This is a genomic window from Bartonella sp. CL70QHWL (assembly GCF_042194855.1).
Taxonomy (GTDB): Bacteria; Pseudomonadota; Alphaproteobacteria; order Rhizobiales; family Rhizobiaceae; genus Bartonella.
This window is the reverse complement of record NZ_JBHINJ010000001.1, coordinates 80,512-94,409: the sequence shown is the minus strand read 5'-3', so window position 1 is coordinate 94,409 and position 13,898 is coordinate 80,512. Positions and strand designations below refer to the sequence as shown.

Sequence of the window (13,898 nt, the reverse complement as noted above, 5' to 3'; positions counted from 1 at the left end):
GAAAAAGGTTATGAATCATCCGGATATTGCTAGACGTGTTTACAATCATACTTGGAAACTTGATCCCATTATTCGTTCACTTCTCGATACGGATTTTTATAAGCTTCTTATGGTGCAGATGATTTGGGGGTTATATCCTAATGTTGATGTTACTTTTTCCCTCATAAATCGCTCTAAAACAATACGTCTTGCCGATGATATTGATGAGAGTGAATTACGTGCTCAACTTGATCATGCTCTTAGTTTGCACTTTACAAAAAAAGAAATGATTTGGCTTGCTGGTAATACATTTTATGGACGCAAACAAATTTTTGAACCGGATTTTCTTCAGTGGCTTGAGAATTTTCAACTCCCAGAATATGAACTAACCCGTAAAGATGGCCAGTATATTCTTCATTTTTATGGTTCGTGGGCTCATAGCTCTATGTGGGAAATTCCAGCCCTTGCTATTATAAGTGAATTACGTTCACGTGCTGCTCTCAAAAAACTAGATCGTTTTGCTCTTGATGTACTTTATGCGCGTGCTAAAGCAAAAATGTGGAGTAAAGTTGAACGTCTCAAAAAATTGCCTGATATTAAAATATCTGACTTTGGGACAAGGCGCCGCCATTCTTTTTTATGGCAGCGCTGGTGTGTGGAAGCATTAAAAGAAGGGATTGGTAATTCTTTTACTGGAACTTCTAATGTTCTTCTTGCCATGGATACGGATTTAGAAGCTCTTGGAACCAATGCACACGAATTGCCCATGGTTATTGCGGCTCTCAGCAATAACGATGATGAATTACGCAGAGCTCCGTATCAAGTCTTGCAAGATTGGAACCGTTATTATGGTGGAAATCTTCTCATTGTTTTACCTGATACCTTTGGTACAGAAGCATTTTTACGCAATGCACCAGATTGGGTAGCTGATTGGACGGGTTTCAGACCCGATAGTGCGCCCCCTATTGAAGGTGGCGAACGTATTATTCAATGGTGGAAAGAAAAAGGAAAAGATCCATGCAAAAAACTTCTAATTTTTTCTGATGCTCTTGATGTCAATACAATTGAAAAAACCTATCATCATTTCCATGGTAAAGTGCGCATGAGTTTTGGGTGGGGCACGGATCTTACCAATGACTTTACAGGCTGTGCACCTCAGGAAATCGAAACTCTTGATGCTCTTTCCCTTGTTTGTAAGGTGACCTATGCCAATGGTCGACCAGCCGTGAAACTTTCAGATAATCCTGAAAAAACGATCGGTGATTCAAAAGAAGTACAACGTTATATCAATTTTTTTGGTAATACAAAGCGAATTGCTAGACCTATAAAGACGTAGTTTTCGGCTCTTTAAACAAGTATATTGCCTCAACATATTGTTTATAAGATTGATTTTTGTTCTGCCCTAAGGATGAGGATTCTTAACCTTTGCTGGTCTGAAATAGTTCGGCTGTTTTTTGAGCAGATTCTACTTAGTCTATCAACGCATACGCTTCACTTACATAAGGCGCGATAGATAAGACTTAAAAATATTCACTACGCATTAAAAAAATACTTAACGCGCTAGGGAAGTTTAGCCAAGGAGGCTTCCTTATATCATTTGTCATAAATAACAGTGTTATACAGCATAACAAGATACTATCATTTTGCATGTTGAATGAGCGTGCGCGAGTATCATAAGTTTTTCTCATTTCAATCCTGTTAAATCAAGCACACTAATCCCCTTGCATATATGAAGGTTTTCAAGTTTTAAGAGTTATTGTTGTAGTTTGACAGTAGGTTTTATACTAAGTGGAAAGAGGCGGGATTAAGTAGGAATACGTGGTAATTTGTTGTTTTATGTACAATTTTTACCATTAAATGCGCGTTTTATCAAAATAGATTTTGACACCTAAAATTACAAAAATTACCGAAAATCAGAAAAAAGTGCGTTTCCATAGTAAAAATGAGAAAAGGCTTTCAAAACCCTTTGAGAACACCTTTAAAACTCTTTGAAAAAAATAAATTGGTACAAAATCTAGTGTCAAAATATACAAAACCAGATGACAAGCTACAATTGCAACATTAGAAATTACTAAGGCAACATTGGAGGATGATAAATAGCATGGTGACTATCGGTATGCATTTTGCAAGGCAAGGATGATGGTGCTCAAATAGATTTTATACACTTTACAGGAGATTTTACTTTATCCATGTATGGTCTGCTATTATGAAATGAGTAAAGCGTTGAGAAATGTTTCATTAAAATAAATGTGTAAATAACATGATTTGGGAGACCTTTTGTTTTACGTGAGGGGCATGACTTCATTAAAAAACAGAGAATGCAATAATATTTTTATTTCGAATAAGCTTTATATCAAGACAGAGAAATTATTTATTCGCATATTATAATAAGAATGCGTGTATGTATAAACCATTTGAAAAATTCTGTTGTTTCTTATGAATTATTCTTAAGTTAAGAACAGATGTAACCTTAAAGATTGATATAATAGACCGGCTTCTTAACTGTATAAGTATAAAAATGAGGGTATTTAGTAAGCTTTGTATTATATCCTCATTAAGAGATATGAAAACAAACGAAATGTCTATCATATCAATGACTTTTCAATGATGTATATATAGAGATTCATACAAACATGCTTTACAAAAATAATGACTCTCTTCCATGAATGTGATTTATCATTGTTTACCAAGTGAGAACATTTTGAGTATTCGTAAACAATCTTCTTTGTTCATAAAAATTATTTCACAAACATATTATTAATTAATTGCGCTCAAAAAGCTTGCTATTTCATATGTATTTTGGATATGGAGAGCTTATATTCAAAACTTAAAAGTCCTCATAGTTTTTACAAATAAGTCGAAGCTAAAAAGAGTATCTCATAAAGCCTTTTTTATCATTAAGAAGATGGACGTGTTACAATATAAATGGCAATCAGCAATAATATAACCGCAACAAGTAAGGAAATCCATAAAGGAGGGTGTAGCATTACGAAAAAGGATAAAAATCCTCCTGTCATACTCATCATTGCAAAAACTTTAACGAATGGAGAGATTGCTTTTTTTTCTTCCCATCGCTTAATAGGGGGACCAAAAATACGATGATTATTCAACCATTGATGAAAATGTGGAGAAGAACGCGTAAAACACCATGAGGCAACCAATAAAAAAGGCACCGTTGGCATAATAGGTAATACGACACCGATAATACCTAATATAACCATCGCCCACCCTGCTATATAATAGCAGATACGTAAAGGGTGCGATATCTTCGAATCTTTTTTCATTCTCTCGTACTATTTTCCTCTACGCAAAACCCTATACAAAAACATTGTATCTGTTTTTTTCTGTTTACATGTCTGAGTGCACAATTACGCTCTACCCCTTCATGCGTAAGTGTCTTTGCTGTTATAAGTTCCTTGAAAATACCGAATAGCTTACACAATATGATAATCATTTTAAATGATTTCAAGAAAAGAGGAGAGATTTTAGAAAAACAAAAAAATAAAAAGGCTGCAGAAGAAATCAATGCAGCCTCTTAATTAAGAATGCAGTGTTGGGGGGGAGAAAATGTACTGCACTCATCTGCTAGATATTAGGAGGAAAAACAACCTAGCACCCCAGACTCTAATTAAAATAAAAATGAGAAACAATATATAAAAATGCATGGCTGATATGCATGAATTTTAACACTTTCAAGTTTCTTGAACTGTGTTTCGACGAAAGAAAATCATCATGAAAATAGCCATAAAAATCAACGTCAAGATCAACACAATTGTGGAAGCAGAATCAGAGCCGATAAATAAGCTGAGATAAATCCCTAAAAAACCAGAAAAAGCTGCAACAAGTATCGCGATCATTAACATAAAAGAAAACCGCTTTGTGACAAGATAGGCAATTGCTCCTGGTGCTATCAGTAAAGAAATAACGAGCACGATGCCGACAGCTTTCAAAGCGGCAACAATTGTAAGAGAAATCATCGTTAGAAGGGTATAGTGGAGTAGAGATATTGGTAACCCCATTGCACGTCCTTGAACTGTGTCAAAAATATACAGCATAAAGTCGCGCCATTTTGCTGTTAAAATAAAAGTGACAACAGCAGAAATGATTGCCGTCTGCGTTATATCAAGCCAGTTAACACCCAAGAGATTACCAAATAGAATATGATTCAAATCTAAGCTACTATAAATAGACGTGGCTAAAACAAGCCCTAAACCAAACATTGAAGAAAAGACCACGCCCATCACCGTATCCTGTTTGATACGGCTATTGCTCCCTAAAAAACCCGTTAATAGTGCACACACCATTCCTGCAACAAAAGCACCGCAAGTAATCAAAGTCATTGTAATATTCTCTGGACGCATATGCTGAAACCAAGCAAATGGCAAAGAAGTTAAAAATGCGATTACCCATGGTGTTGTCATATAACCAACAACAACACCTGGAAAAACTGCATGAGAAATGGCATCGCCTAACAGCGCCCATCCTTTCAAAATAAGAAAACAGGAAAGCATCGCCATGGGAATAGAAAGAATCATGACAATAAGCATACCCTTAAGCATAAAAGAAAACTGAAACGGAAGCAGTAATTGATCAATCATGATAATATTACACCCTTTTTTGCTGCATTTATGCGTAAGCGCGCGGCAATAAACCCATGTTTAGGAGCAAAAATAAAAGCTAAAACAAATAAAGATGCTTGAAAAAGCACAACAACCCCCCCCGTTTGTGCATTCAAAAAATAACTCACATAAACACCCAAGATACTTGTGAAGGTTCCAATTACAACTGCAATAACCAAGATGTTCACGAAACGATCACTTAAAAGATAGGCCGTTGCCCCAGGTGTCACAACAAGACAAATGACTAAGAACGCTCCAACGGTTTGCATCGCAGCAACGGTACAAGCGGCAAGCAATGTGAAAAAGAGAATCTTTAAAAATTTTACGTTTAATCCAATGGCATGCGCATGCGTCTCATCAAATAACGAAACAAGAAGATCTTTCCATTTCAAAAGCAATATAAGCAACGAAACAAAGCCGATAAAAGCCAATTGTAGAATATCTGTTGAACTAACTGCTAAAATATTTCCCAAAACAATCGTATCAATATTAACAGCCATTGGTTTTAATGATTTGAGAAACAACCCAAAGGCAAAAAAGGAAGAAAAAATGAGCCCAATAATGGTATCTTCTTTAAGCTTTGTCCGGTGGTTAAAAAAGAGCATTGCTGCTGCTGCAAGACCACCAGAAAAAAAAGCGCCAAGTGAAAAAGGTAACCCTAAAAGGTAAGCTCCTGCTACACCAGGAACAATCGAATGGGAAAGTGCATCACCAATCAATGACCAACCTTTTAACATCAAAAAAGCCGAAAGAAAGGCACAAACACACCCAACTAATCCAGAAACCCACATTGCATTCACCATATATTGATAGCTCAGTGGCTCAAGCAACCAAGAAATCATGCAACGTGCTCCACTCTTTCAATATCTTCACAAACGGCAGACTGCTTTCTTCCCATGAAAACATCATTTTTTTTTGTGGTTTGAAGATCAAAAATATGGTGGTGCAAAGACCCTCCAAAAGTTTTCTCCAGATTTTCCTTTGTAAAGATTTTTTCTGTTAACCCAGAAGCTAAAACGGTCCCTTTTATTAAAACTGTATGATCACAAAATTCGCGAACAGAACCCAAATTGTGAGTTGAAACCAAGATCACTGCTCCTTCTTTACGAAGATCTTGTAACAAAGCAATGATTTTATCTTCTGTTGTAACATCAACCCCTGTAAACGGCTCATCTAATAAAATAGCTTTTGCTTTCTGTGCAAGAGCGCGCGCTAGGAAAACACGCTTTTTCTGTCCACCAGAAAGTTCTCCAATTTGGCGCTTGGCAAAAGCCAACATATCAACGCGTTCTAAGGCAATACGAACGGCTTCATAATCTTGTGTACGGGCATAGCGAAAGAAATTCATATGACCATACCGCCCCATCAATACAACATCTTCGACCAAGACAGGAAAATTCCAATCAACATCTTCACTTTGAGGAACATAAGCAATGAGGTTTTTTTTCAAAGCTATATCAACAGGTAAATCAAACATGCGAATTTTTCCCTTTGAGGGGCGTACAAACCCCATAATCGCTTTAAATAACGTTGACTTACCGGATCCATTAACACCAACCAATGCCGTAATAGAACCCTTTGGACTTTCAAAATTCACTTCGCGTAAAGCTGTATGTCCATTACGATATGTTACCGTTACTCCTTGGGCAAATATTCCACATTCCGTCATTGGCTTTTTACTCCCTCTACTAAAGCATTGCTAATACGCCCACTCGTGACACGTAATAAATCAATATAAGTGGGTACCTCACCATTTTTCTCACTTAAAGAATCAACATAAAGAACACCACCGTATTTAGCCCCTGTTTCTCTGGCAACCTGCTTAGCAGGCGCAGGGGAAATAGTGCTTTCAGAAAAAACTGCATGAATATTGTATTTGCGAACCATATCAATAACATGCTTGACTTGCTGTGGTGTTCCTTGTTGGTCAGCATTGATGGGCCATAAATAAAGTTCTTTTAGATCAAAATCACGCGCCAAATAGCTAAAAGCCCCCTCACTTGTCACAAGCCAACGTTTGTCTTGCGGTACAGCTTCTAATTCAGCCCTAATTGGATCAATCGTTGCACGAATTTTCTGTTTATAAATTTCAGCATTCTGTTTATAAATTTCAGAATGTTCAGGATCATATTTTACAAAAGCATCGCGAATATTATCAACGTAAATCAAAGCAGAGGTCGGTGACATCCACGCATGAGGATTAGGTTTACCGCTAAAGGGGCCCTCACCAATTTTAATGGGTACAATACCTTTTGAAACAACAACACTTGGAACATCCTTGATATTTTGAAAAAACTTTTCAAACCAAAGCTCTAACTCTAAACCATTCCACAATACAAGGTTAGCTCCCTGAGCACGCATAAGATCGCGTGGGGTGGGTTGATATTCATGAATTTCCGCACCTGGTTTTGTAATGGATTCAACATCAGCGGCATCACCTGCTACATTGCGTGCCATATCAGCAATGATAGTGAATGTCGTAACAGCTTTAAATTTACCAGCACACAAAGCAAAATTGGGTGTAAAAAAAATAACACTTCCAAAAACTATGGTGAAAAACGTTCTTACGTTCATTGATTCTCTCTTTCCTTTATATGCCTTCTTTTTATTGCAAATAATTTGCATTATCATTTAGCAATAGCAGTTATCTTTTACATTTGCAATGAAGGATTAAGAGAAAAATAACTTTTCAAAATGTTTAAAAACAGTTTTTTCATATTGAAAAAATTGATGATTTAAGCAGCTTGTTTTGGTAAGGAGGTCCCCTTTCAAGAAGTTCTATAGCTCTTGAATGCCAAACAAAAAGGGAGCACTCAAAGATGCTCCCACTTCATGTAAAATATCTCATAAAAAATGAGAATACTCAGTAGCGTAAATATGCACCTGTCATTTTGGTAACATTATCCACGATCTTTGAGGCAAGCTTTTCTAAATCTTCATCCGTTAGAGTCCGTTCTATGGGCTGAATAGTTACTTCAATTGCAACAGATTTTTTATCTTCACCAAAGCTTAAATCTTCGAAAACATCAAAAACTTGCACTGAATGAATAAGTTTTTTATCGGCTCCACTTGCCGCACGAATAATAAGAGAAGAGGCAACAGTTTTATCCGCTATAAAGGCAAAATCACGCCGCACCATTTGAAAAGGTGAGAGTTTCAAAGGAGGACGGCTTTTGGTCGTTTTTTTCTTTGATTCTGGAATTCGGTCTAGAAAAATTTCAAAGCCGCATAAAGGGCCACTGACATCTAACTTTTCTAATGTAGCAGGATGAAAAACACCAAAAAAACCAAGAATAATCTTTGATCCAAGTTTTATGACACCTGAACGACCAGGATGATACCAATCTGGTGCTCCAACTTCAATCTGCACTTTCCCAATATCCATATCACATGCTTCTAAAATAGCTAAAGCATCTGCTTTGGCATCAAAAACATCAACGACGGTTGCATTTCCATTCCAAAAGCGCCCAGCACCTTTAAATTGCTCTGTTCCGCGACGAATCCCACTAACAACACGGTGTTGTTTATCAGGGGTGTCGCCCTCATAAATACTGGAAACTTCAAACAAAGCAAGATCGGAAAAACCACGATCAGCATTTCTTTGTGCCGCCATAATCAAACCAGGTAAAAGGGAAGGACGCATCATTGACATATCAGCAGCAATAGGATTAACCAATTTAAGCTCTTCTTGACCTCCTCCAAAAGCAAGAGCTTGATTTTCAGAAATAAAAGACCATGTTACCGCTTCTTTCATACCGCGTTGCACTAAAGCCAAACGTGTAGCACGTGAACGAATTTGTGCGCATGTTACAATCTGATCTTTTTCTTCTACGAAGTTTTCCAAAGGAATAGGTTTAATTTTATCTAACCCATAAATTCTCATGATCTCTTCCACCAAATCGGCTTTACCCATAATATCAGGGCGCCATGATGGTACTTTTACCGTAACGATATCTCCTTTTCCTTCAACAAAAAATCCAAGTTTTGTTAAAATAGAGATGATTTTTTCAGGCTCTATTTCCAAATTTGTTAAACGTTTAATTTCAGAAAAAGGAAAAGCGATCTGTTTGATTTCTTGTTGCTGATAGCCAACGATCCTCTTCTTAGATACTTCACCACCACAAAGATGCAAGACCAATTCTGTTGCAATCTCAAGCCCTGTTTCTATAAAAGCCGGATCAACACCTCGTTCAAATCGATAACGTGCATCACTGATAAGACCTAATGCTCTTCCTGTTTGTGCAATGCTTTGCGCATCCCAAAGCGCCGATTCAATAATAACGCGATGTGTTGTTTCATCACAACTCGTTCTTTCTCCGCCCATGATACCGGCAATCGAAACAACTCCCTCGTCATCTGCAATGACACAATTCTTAGCGCCCAAATGATAGATTTTTCCGTTCAGTGCTTGAAGCTGTTCTCCCTCACGCGCACAACGTACACACAAATTACCTTTAATTTTATCTGCATCAAAAACATGGAGTGGACGACCAAGGTCAAAACTGATGTAATTGGTCATATCAACAAGCGCATTAATCGGTCTCAAACCAATTGCATTCAAACGCTGTTGCATCCACTGTGGTGATTCGCCATTTTGAACATTGCGTACTTCACGCCAAGCAAAACCTAAACATAATGATGAATCTTGCGAAAAATCTAATGAAACATTGAGAGGTGTTTCAAAGGAAGGCTCAAATTTTGGTAAAGACAATTCTTTTAATTGTCCGATTCCTGTAGCGGCAAGATCACGGGCAATACCACGAACACCTGTGCAATCGGAACGATTAGGGGTCAAACCAATATCAATGACCGGATCATCTAAACCAGCATAAGCTGCAAATGAACCTCCAATAGGACTATCTTCTGGAAGTTCAATAATCCCATCATGCTCATTCGATAATTCAAGCTCTGCTTGTGAACACATCATCCCAAAACTTTCAACACCACGGATTTTTCCTACAGATAATGTTACATCAAGTCCTGGAATATAAGTACCTGGTAGTGCCAGAACACCAATAAGACCTGCACGCGCATTTGGTGCTCCACAGACAACTTGAACAGGTGTGGAAGTCCCTGTATCGACGGACAGAATCTGGAGTTTATCTGCATCAGGATGCTTTATTGCTGTTAAAACTTTTGCAATCACAAAACCTTTTAAAGAAGATCGATCATCAACGGAGTCAACTTCAAGACCGATAGCTGTTAGTTTCTCACAAATTTCATCCAAAGATGCATTTGTCTCTAAGTGATCTTTTAACCACGACAATGTAAATTTCATTTTAAAACCTCACATGAAAGCGATGACTAAGATCACACATTATCTATTAGGAAAAAAAGCAGGCATATCAAAGAAACGAAAGCCATAGTGGTCTAACCAACGCAGATCAGCATCAAAAAAAGCCCGCAAATCAGGCATACCGTATTTCAACATGGCAATACGATCAATGCCCATTCCCCATGCAAAGCCTTGATATTCATCGGGATCTAAGCCAACATTTTTCAACACATGAGGGTGCACCATTCCGCATCCTAAAATTTCCAACCAGTCCTGCCCTTCTCCGAACTTTACATCTGAACCAGAACGATCACATTGAATATCCACTTCCATAGATGGCTCGGTAAAAGGGAAAAAAGAGGGACGAAAACGCATTTTTACAGAGGGAACTTCAAAAAATTCTTTACAAAAGGTTTCATGTAGCCACATCATATGGGCAATGGTGGAGGTTTTATCGATGACAAGACCTTCTACCTGATGAAACATGGGAGAATGTGTTGCATCCGAATCCATGCGGTAAGTTTTTCCAGGAATAATGATCCGTATCGGTGCTTTTTGTCTTTCTAGTGTGCGAATTTGTACAGGTGATGTATGGGTCCGCAATAATTTTCGTTCTCCCATTTTATCAACATCAAAAAAGAAGGTATCATGCATTTCGCGTGCTGGATGCCCTTCAGGAAAATTCAATGCCGTAAAATTATAATAGTCTGTTTCAATATCAGGTCCCTCTGCAAGAGAAAAACCCAACTTCGTATAAATGGCAATAATTTCCTCAATCACTTGTGAAATAGGATGAATGCGTCCCCGTTCTATAGGTGAAGAGCGAATAGGCAAGGTAACATCAACTGTTTCACGAGAAAGACGGGCATCCATTGCCTGTCTTTTCAGAAGATCACGCTTTTGCGCCCATAATTCTAAAATACGATTTTTTAATCCATTAAGAACTGGTCCAACTTTATGACGCTCGCCAGCATCCATTTTTCCTAATTCTTTTAATTTTTCAGAGATACTACCTTTTTTACCCAATGCTGCAATACGCACTTCTTCAAGTGCTTTTTCATCACCTGCTGCCTCTAAGGCTAAACAAATTTCTTGTTCCAGACGCTCAATATCATTCATATTTTTGCCTATTTTTTAATAAAGAAAAACCCGCACTTGCAATAGCCAGCACGGGACCTCAAATAAATGAATGCTTTAAGAGAACACGACTGGCTTATTTGACAGCGCCTTCGAAAGCATTAGGTGTCGTATCTTTTAAATATTCTAAAGCTTTTTTTGCCGAAGCTACTAAAGCAGAAAATGCTTCCGCCTCGTGGATTGCTATATCTGAAAGAACTTTACGATCAACTTCAATACCAGCTTTTGATAAGCCATCAATAAAACGTCCATAAGTTAAACCTTCTGCACGAACAGCCGCATTAATCCTCTGAATCCACAAAGCACGGAAAGTACGTTTTCTATTTTTGCGATCACGATAAGCGTATTGCTTTGAACGATCAACCGCTGCTTTAGCTGCACGAATGGTATTTTTACGACGACCGTAAAAACCTTCAGCCTGTTTAAGAACTTTTTTGTGCTTAGCGTGTGCTGTCACACCTCTTTTCACACGAGCCATATTATAATCTCCTCAAAATCAAAAGCGTAAGGTTTAAATACCATTCGGCAAATAATGCTGAATGACTTTTTTAGCATCTTGTTCACACAAAACCATTGTTCCACGTGCATCGCGAATAAATTTATTCGAACGCTTAATCATGCCGTGGCGCTTACCGGCAGCTGCTACTTTAATTTTGCCTGACGCAGTGATTTTAAACCGCTTTTTAGCGGATGATTTGGTCTTCATCTTGGGCATTTTGCTACTCCGTACATTAATTTATTCAATCAAAAAATTTATTCACTCAAGCGGACCAACGCTTGAACAAGCATTTAAACAGCCACGGCATGCCCTGCCGGGCGGCTCTTAAAGACGTTTTCATAAGCTAGTATACACAAAATTGCAAGACCGTATTACAAAAAAATCGGCGCTCCATTGCCTTGAAGCTCAACTAAAGGTGCTGGAATTGCATTTGTTTTGATGGCTGCTTTACATAAATCGGCAATAATGCATTGCGTACATTGTGGTTTACGGGCTTGACAAATATAGCGACCATGTAAAATCAGCCAATGATGTGCATGGCGAATATAATGAACCGGTATAATCTTTAATAATTTTTTCTCAACAATTTCTGGTGTTTTGCCAGGCGCTAAACCAAGACGATTGCTTAAGCGAAAAATATGTGTATCTACTGCCAATGTAGGTTGACAAAAAGCAACATTCAAGACCACATTAGCCGTTTTGCGCCCCACTCCAGGAAGGGCCATGAGTGCTTCACGCGTATCGGGTACTTGACCGCCATAATAATCAATTAAATAGTTGCAAAGCGCATAAACATTACGTGCTTTTGCACGCCAAAGACCAATTGAACGGATATGATGTGCTATTTCTTCTTCTCCTAATGCAACCATTTTTTCCGGTTGATCAGCAAGGCGAAATAATTCTTTTGTCGCTTTATTAACGCTTACATCTGTCGCTTGAGCCGAAAGCACAACGGCAACCAAAAGCGTAAAAATATTTGTATAGATAAGATCACTCTTAGGCGCTGGGCGTTGCACAGAAAAACGGCGAAATATTTCTGCAATTTCATTTTCATTATATAATATACCAGATAAATTTCGCACTTTTGACAATTTTATGGTACGTTGAGGCATTGAACTCTCTTAAATCTTCTCTCTTGAAGTTATCATTCACGCTCGCCATATGAGAGAAATGCAGCGAACACTTTTATAGAGTGTGGTCAAGTAAAGCCGTTTTAAAGAGGATACTCATGAATGACACATGTGACGCCTTTCTCCAATCCCTTTCTTTTAGGGTTTGAAACCGTAGAAAAAATATTGCAACGTATCGGTAAAGCTGATGAGGCTTACCCAGCCTATAACATTGAACGTTTGCATAAAAATGATGATGCAAATCATATCCGGATAACTTTGGCTGTTGCTGGATTTAAGATTAACCATCTTAATATTTTGCTTGATGATAATCAATTGGTTATTCATGGTAAACAAACAGACAACCAAAATCATCAATATTTATATCGCGGTATAGCTGCGCGACAATTCCAGCGAACCTTTGTTCTCGCGGAAGGGATGCATGTTACAAATGCGGAGTTGAAAAATGGTCTTTTATCAATTAATCTGTATCAACCAAAATTAAAAAAAGAAATAAAACAGATTCCAATTAAAGTCAGTAGTGGTGAGTCATAAAAGTTAAGGCGTAAAGGAACAGTGAAATGGGAGAACATAAACAAAACTTGTCGTTTCAGAACACATCCTACTCTGATGCGGGACAGATTGCCTATTTAAAAAAAGTTTGTACAGATGATCTGGCTAAAAACTTTCCAGATCTTCCACCGATGACCCCAGGCATTACGATATGGGCTCTCTTTGGTGAAACAGGTTATCCTATCATTTTATCCGATGAGCGTTCTATCGCTCTTGCTGGAGCCAATGAGCATGAACTACAAATTGTAACTCTGCACTAGATTACCTTACGAGAAAAAGCTGTACTCTTTTATAAATTCTATCTGTTTTTTCGTAAAGGGTGTAATGTGGGTTATAATGAGATTAAGTATTGATTTATATTCATAATTAATTTTTTACAACTGGAATGAGAGTCCCGAATATCATAAGGTTCTCTCATTTGAGATCTTCTTATATTGAAACAATTAAAGTCACTTGCTTGATGTCATAAGCAGGGAGAGCCATGTGGATAAAAACACTTGAAGAAAGGAATAAAAATATCTCTTTTTAATTGTCTCAATTACCAAAGACATTCACAATATGGGGATGAAAAAATGTATGATGGTGTCAGTTTTCTTCTTCATAAGTGTGAAGATGTCCCTTATAGATTTATATTATTCACGAGGGCTGTTATACCATTCATGGGCGCTATCGTGAAATGGGCTCGAGTTACATTGAAAGATGTCTCT

General features: G+C 37.7%; 13 protein-coding genes. 3 read left to right on the top strand and 10 right to left on the bottom strand.

Annotation, left to right across the window (positions count from 1 at the left end):
• Window positions 1–10 precede the first annotated feature (10 nt).
• On the top strand, window positions 11–1,315 hold the full coding sequence (pncB, locus tag ACFIJZ_RS00340; RefSeq protein ID WP_273790248.1) for a nicotinate phosphoribosyltransferase: 1,305 nt from the start codon (window positions 11–13) through the stop codon (window positions 1,313–1,315).
• A 1,561-nt stretch (window positions 1,316–2,876) separates the two neighbouring features.
• On the opposite strand, the gene ACFIJZ_RS00335 is transcribed toward pncB, so the two are convergent.
• The 10 genes from ACFIJZ_RS00335 to nth all read right to left on the bottom strand — a co-directional run bounded on the left by ACFIJZ_RS00335 (window position 2,877) and on the right by nth (window position 12,621).
• On the bottom strand, window positions 2,877–3,263 hold the full coding sequence (locus tag ACFIJZ_RS00335; RefSeq protein ID WP_375630545.1) for a YbaN family protein: 387 nt from the start codon (window positions 3,261–3,263) through the stop codon (window positions 2,877–2,879).
• 408 nt (window positions 3,264–3,671) lie between these two features.
• Window positions 3,672–4,577: a metal ABC transporter permease gene (locus ACFIJZ_RS00330; RefSeq protein WP_375630543.1), complete on the bottom strand. Its 906-nt coding sequence runs from the start codon at window positions 4,575–4,577 to the stop codon at window positions 3,672–3,674.
• The gene (locus ACFIJZ_RS00325; protein ID WP_273790251.1) at window positions 4,574–5,440 is read right to left on the bottom strand and encodes a metal ABC transporter permease; all 867 of its coding nucleotides are present in this window, start codon (window positions 5,438–5,440) and stop codon (window positions 4,574–4,576) included. The genes ACFIJZ_RS00330 and ACFIJZ_RS00325 overlap by 4 nt, the downstream gene beginning before the upstream one ends.
• Window positions 5,437–6,267, bottom strand: coding sequence for a manganese/iron ABC transporter ATP-binding protein (locus ACFIJZ_RS00320; protein ID WP_273790252.1), 831 nt, complete (start codon window positions 6,265–6,267; stop codon window positions 5,437–5,439). The genes ACFIJZ_RS00325 and ACFIJZ_RS00320 overlap by 4 nt, the downstream gene beginning before the upstream one ends.
• Window positions 6,264–7,172: a metal ABC transporter substrate-binding protein gene (locus ACFIJZ_RS00315; RefSeq protein WP_375630541.1), complete on the bottom strand. Its 909-nt coding sequence runs from the start codon at window positions 7,170–7,172 to the stop codon at window positions 6,264–6,266. The genes ACFIJZ_RS00320 and ACFIJZ_RS00315 overlap by 4 nt, the downstream gene beginning before the upstream one ends.
• A gap of 289 nt (window positions 7,173–7,461) precedes the next feature.
• Entirely contained in the window at window positions 7,462–9,876 is a 2,415-nt protein-coding gene (gene pheT / locus ACFIJZ_RS00310) for a phenylalanine--tRNA ligase subunit beta (protein WP_375630539.1), read from the bottom strand.
• Between the two features lie 39 nt (window positions 9,877–9,915).
• Window positions 9,916–10,992 carry a phenylalanine--tRNA ligase subunit alpha gene (gene pheS / locus ACFIJZ_RS00305; protein ID WP_375630537.1) on the bottom strand — a complete coding sequence of 359 codons (1,077 nt, stop codon included), beginning with the start codon at window positions 10,990–10,992 and terminating at the stop codon, window positions 9,916–9,918.
• Window positions 10,993–11,086: 94 nt separating this feature from the next.
• Window positions 11,087–11,488 (bottom strand): 50S ribosomal protein L20, encoded by a 402-nt coding sequence (rplT, locus tag ACFIJZ_RS00300; RefSeq protein WP_012754515.1) that lies wholly within the window; start codon window positions 11,486–11,488, stop codon window positions 11,087–11,089.
• 33 nt (window positions 11,489–11,521) lie between these two features.
• Window positions 11,522–11,725, bottom strand: coding sequence for a 50S ribosomal protein L35 (gene rpmI, locus ACFIJZ_RS00295; protein WP_183193590.1), 204 nt, complete (start codon window positions 11,723–11,725; stop codon window positions 11,522–11,524).
• 155 nt (window positions 11,726–11,880) lie between these two features.
• A complete protein-coding gene (gene nth / locus ACFIJZ_RS00290) occupies window positions 11,881–12,621 on the bottom strand; it encodes an endonuclease III (RefSeq protein ID WP_375630535.1) in 741 nt (246 codons plus the stop codon).
• A 120-nt stretch (window positions 12,622–12,741) separates the two neighbouring features.
• Between nth and ACFIJZ_RS00285 the strand changes: the two genes are divergently transcribed.
• Both ACFIJZ_RS00285 and ACFIJZ_RS00280 read left to right on the top strand, forming a co-directional pair.
• Window positions 12,742–13,173, top strand: a complete 432-nt coding sequence (locus ACFIJZ_RS00285; RefSeq protein WP_012754518.1) for an Hsp20 family protein — start codon at window positions 12,742–12,744, stop codon at window positions 13,171–13,173.
• Between the two features lie 26 nt (window positions 13,174–13,199).
• Window positions 13,200–13,451, top strand: a complete 252-nt coding sequence (locus ACFIJZ_RS00280; protein ID WP_012754519.1) for a DUF1150 domain-containing protein — start codon at window positions 13,200–13,202, stop codon at window positions 13,449–13,451.
• The last annotated feature ends 447 nt before the right edge of the window (window positions 13,452–13,898 follow it).

Bases quoted from the DNA above. Each gene is read 5' to 3' on its own strand.
- pheT (WP_375630539.1), bottom strand. From the start codon at position 9,876: ATGAAATTTACATTGTCGTGGTTAAAAGATCACTTAGAGACAAATGCA.
- ACFIJZ_RS00280 (WP_012754519.1), top strand. From the start codon at position 13,200: ATGGGAGAACATAAACAAAACTTGTCGTTTCAGAACACATCCTACTCT.
- ACFIJZ_RS00285 (WP_012754518.1), top strand. From the start codon at position 12,742: ATGACACATGTGACGCCTTTCTCCAATCCCTTTCTTTTAGGGTTTGAA.
- pheS (WP_375630537.1), bottom strand. From the start codon at position 10,992: ATGAATGATATTGAGCGTCTGGAACAAGAAATTTGTTTAGCCTTAGAG.
- ACFIJZ_RS00325 (WP_273790251.1), bottom strand. From the start codon at position 5,440: ATGATTTCTTGGTTGCTTGAGCCACTGAGCTATCAATATATGGTGAAT.
- pncB (WP_273790248.1), top strand. From the start codon at position 11: ATGAATCATCCGGATATTGCTAGACGTGTTTACAATCATACTTGGAAA.
- ACFIJZ_RS00335 (WP_375630545.1), bottom strand. From the start codon at position 3,263: ATGAAAAAAGATTCGAAGATATCGCACCCTTTACGTATCTGCTATTAT.
- ACFIJZ_RS00315 (WP_375630541.1), bottom strand. From the start codon at position 7,172: ATGAACGTAAGAACGTTTTTCACCATAGTTTTTGGAAGTGTTATTTTT.
- ACFIJZ_RS00330 (WP_375630543.1), bottom strand. From the start codon at position 4,577: ATGATTGATCAATTACTGCTTCCGTTTCAGTTTTCTTTTATGCTTAAG.
- nth (WP_375630535.1), bottom strand. From the start codon at position 12,621: ATGCCTCAACGTACCATAAAATTGTCAAAAGTGCGAAATTTATCTGGT.
- ACFIJZ_RS00320 (WP_273790252.1), bottom strand. From the start codon at position 6,267: ATGACGGAATGTGGAATATTTGCCCAAGGAGTAACGGTAACATATCGT.
- rplT (WP_012754515.1), bottom strand. From the start codon at position 11,488: ATGGCTCGTGTGAAAAGAGGTGTGACAGCACACGCTAAGCACAAAAAA.
- rpmI (WP_183193590.1), bottom strand. From the start codon at position 11,725: ATGCCCAAGATGAAGACCAAATCATCCGCTAAAAAGCGGTTTAAAATC.